This window comes from Candidatus Lokiarchaeota archaeon (assembly GCA_014730275.1).
Classification (GTDB): domain Archaea; phylum Asgardarchaeota; class Thorarchaeia; order Thorarchaeales; family Thorarchaeaceae; genus WJIL01.
Genome location: WJIL01000119.1, coordinates 1 through 2,663, shown reverse-complemented (window position 1 = coordinate 2,663; position 2,663 = coordinate 1). Strand labels below are relative to the sequence as shown.

Genomic DNA, 2,663 nt, shown 5'->3' with positions numbered 1-2,663 from the left:
CTCCGTACCAGTGTTCAAGTCTTTCAAAGCTATATTGATCGGAAATATCGTAGACCAAGCATGCAAAATGCGCCCCCTGATAGTATTTTGAGCGCAACTCATCAAAATCAGCTTGGCCACCCAAGTCAATCGCTGTAAGAATCACAGGGGTTATTTCCCCAATGCTTAGAGCTACTGCACTCAAGTCGACACCAACAGTTGCGGTATATTGTTCATCGAATTCGTCCAAGAGGAGTCTTCGAATCAGGGATGATTTGCCTACACTGGCGTCGCCTATCAGAATGACTTTGTACACTGGAACCGAAGATTGTTTATGCGACATCATGTTTTTCTTGAAGTTGTTCACCTAATAATCTATTCATATTGTCTCTGAGATTTTCCCGGGGTGTGTAGGTGAAATTCCTCCAACTAAAGTAACAGTAAGATTCTTCCTGTTCTGAATCAGGGAAAGCGATTTAGGGGATAACGAAAGAAGGTTTACTATCTGCAGTTTGAAGGCAAGGAAAATGTGCGAATGGTGCTATAAACACGGAGCTGGGAAGAAGTGGTATCTAAATTCCAAGAACTATCTGGAAGAGACCGCCGAAGCTGTAGGCGCTCACGAATACATCTATGAGCTGTGGAAACACTTTGAGAAGGTTTACCTCCAGAAGATATTCGGTATTTCCACACGGGGACCAGGATACAAGTTCAGTATCCCGGTTGTAGGCCGTGCAATTAAATGGTACATCAGCAGTTGGTTCACCAAAGAGAAACCCTTGAAGGGTAGAAGTCCCCGAAGAGCTGAAGGTCATCCCGGCCAAGTTGTTCCACTTGGAGATGCTCAACAAGTCCTAGAACTGGCAGACCCGATTCTGAAAGTGAACTGCGCCTGTAGGCACATGACTCGTGGCATTGAAGACCCCTGTTGCCTTGCTTTCGGAGCGCTTGCAGAGATGGTACCAAAACTGCCTAGATACATCCCAGAGCGAGGTGCTGAGCAGCTGCATGTTGATGAAGCCAAGGACTTTGTAGAAAAAATGAACAGGGGTGGAAGAGTAAACACTGTTTGGTTTGGCCCGGTCCCCTACATCGCTGCTCTTTGTAGCTGTGAATATCCGGAGTGTGCGGCCACGCGGATTCGTCTGGACTATGGGCTTAACGCTCTGTACAAGGGAGAATATGTAGCCAAGGTAGACTTCTCCAAATGTACTGGTTGTGGTACTTGTGCGTCACGATGCCAATTTGGAGCACTGACGTTTACAGATGCTATGAATCGACCTTTCATTGATGCCTGGAAATGCTATGGTTGTGGACTCTGTGTCACAGCATGTCCAGAGGGAGCTATTGAGATGGTGGACAGAACCGCCTTTCCAGCGCTCAAGGATGAGTGGTAACAATGAAGACGGACATCATCGTTGACTATGATAAATGCGGAGATCCTCGAGAATGCAAGAAGTGTCTGCAAATTTGTGCGCCTGCTTTGTTTCTGCTCTATTCTCCCGATGATGAAAGTGATGACCCTGATATTTGGCGGGTAGATGTAGCGTTTACTGATCTTTGCACAAGATGCGGAGACTGCGTTGAAACATGTCCAAAAGAAGCCATCACATTGGTATAATCGTCTTCATGCAAGCATGCGCTCAATGAGCTCTGCCAAGTCCATTACTTCAGGATCTCCTTCTCTTTTCGCATCGCTTAGATTTCTTTTGCAGAAAGGGCACGAGGATGCAAGAATGTCAGCTTCTACATCCTTTGCGTGTTGGATTCTCTGCTCTGCACTCCAAAGTGCGAAATCATTGAATCCTGCCTTTACTCCTCCGCCGGCCCCACAGCACCATGCGTTTTCCCGGTTCGCCTCCATTTCAACAAAATCAACTGGAAGACATCCAAGAACATCTCTCGGAGAGTCATATTCGCCACAGTGTCTACCTAGATGGCACGGATCATGAAACGTCACCGTGCGGGGTTCAATATCGCTACGAAGTTTGATTTCGCCATCTTGTAACAGTTCCGAAAGGAGCTCTGTGATGTGTAGTACTTCTGGAAGCTCAAATCCTAGATTTGGGTAATCGGTGCTTAGAGTTCGATAACAACCCGCGCAAGACGTTAGTATTCTTGTTGCTCCAGCTTTTTTGAAAGCATCAATATTGTGATGGACTAGAAACTCGATTAAATCCATCTGCCCAGTTCGCAATAGCGGAGATCCGCAGCAATATTCGTCAACTACAGTGAATTCAACATCTGCCTTTTCCAGAATCAAGAGGGTTGCATCGCGTATTTGTTGTTCTCTGTAGGTTGACGTACAGCCAATGAAATAGACGAGATCCGCTTTTTCACGCAAGTTCAAGGATTCTGCTGTTATACGATCGGCATGAGGTTCACCGTAGGGATTATGGTTCTTCTCAACACTGTTCCTAAAACGCAAATGCGAGGGAAGGGGGCCAATTTCATCAACTGCTCTTCTTCTTAGTTCTTCCATGAGGTCAACGATGATATCCTGATGTGGAGCTTGACATTGAATTTCACAGTTTCCGCATAGAGGACATGCGAAAATAGGAAGTAAGAGATCTTCACTCCATTCCAGCTTTCCCTGCTCAAGCGCTTGGGAGATCTTGATTCTTCCAGACGCATAGAATGACTCGAAATTGAACATTTCTCCCGAGGGGCACGAAGGCGAATAG

The 2,663-nt window shown here is 46.2% G+C and carries 4 protein-coding genes; 2 read left to right on the top strand and 2 right to left on the bottom strand.

The genetic code is table 11. The features are described 5' to 3' along the window. Nucleotides 1–325, bottom strand: a 325-nt coding sequence (locus GF309_13270) for a GTP-binding protein (protein MBD3159746.1), incomplete at its 3' end; no start/stop codon positions are given. Nucleotides 326–506: 181 nt separating this feature from the next. Between GF309_13270 and GF309_13265 the strand changes: the two genes are divergently transcribed. Beyond that, nucleotides 507–1,376, top strand: coding sequence for a 4Fe-4S dicluster domain-containing protein (locus GF309_13265; protein MBD3159745.1), 870 nt, complete (start codon nt 507–509; stop codon nt 1,374–1,376). A 2-nt stretch (nt 1,377–1,378) separates the two neighbouring features. Continuing rightward, nucleotides 1,379–1,600, top strand: a complete 222-nt coding sequence (locus tag GF309_13260; GenBank protein ID MBD3159744.1) for a 4Fe-4S ferredoxin — start codon at nt 1,379–1,381, stop codon at nt 1,598–1,600. Between the two features lie 6 nt (nt 1,601–1,606). Here the strand turns inward: GF309_13260 and GF309_13255 are convergent, their stop codons facing one another. Next, on the bottom strand, nt 1,607–2,635 hold the full coding sequence (locus GF309_13255; GenBank protein MBD3159743.1) for a (Fe-S)-binding protein: 1,029 nt from the start codon (nt 2,633–2,635) through the stop codon (nt 1,607–1,609). Nucleotides 2,636–2,663 lie beyond the last annotated feature (28 nt).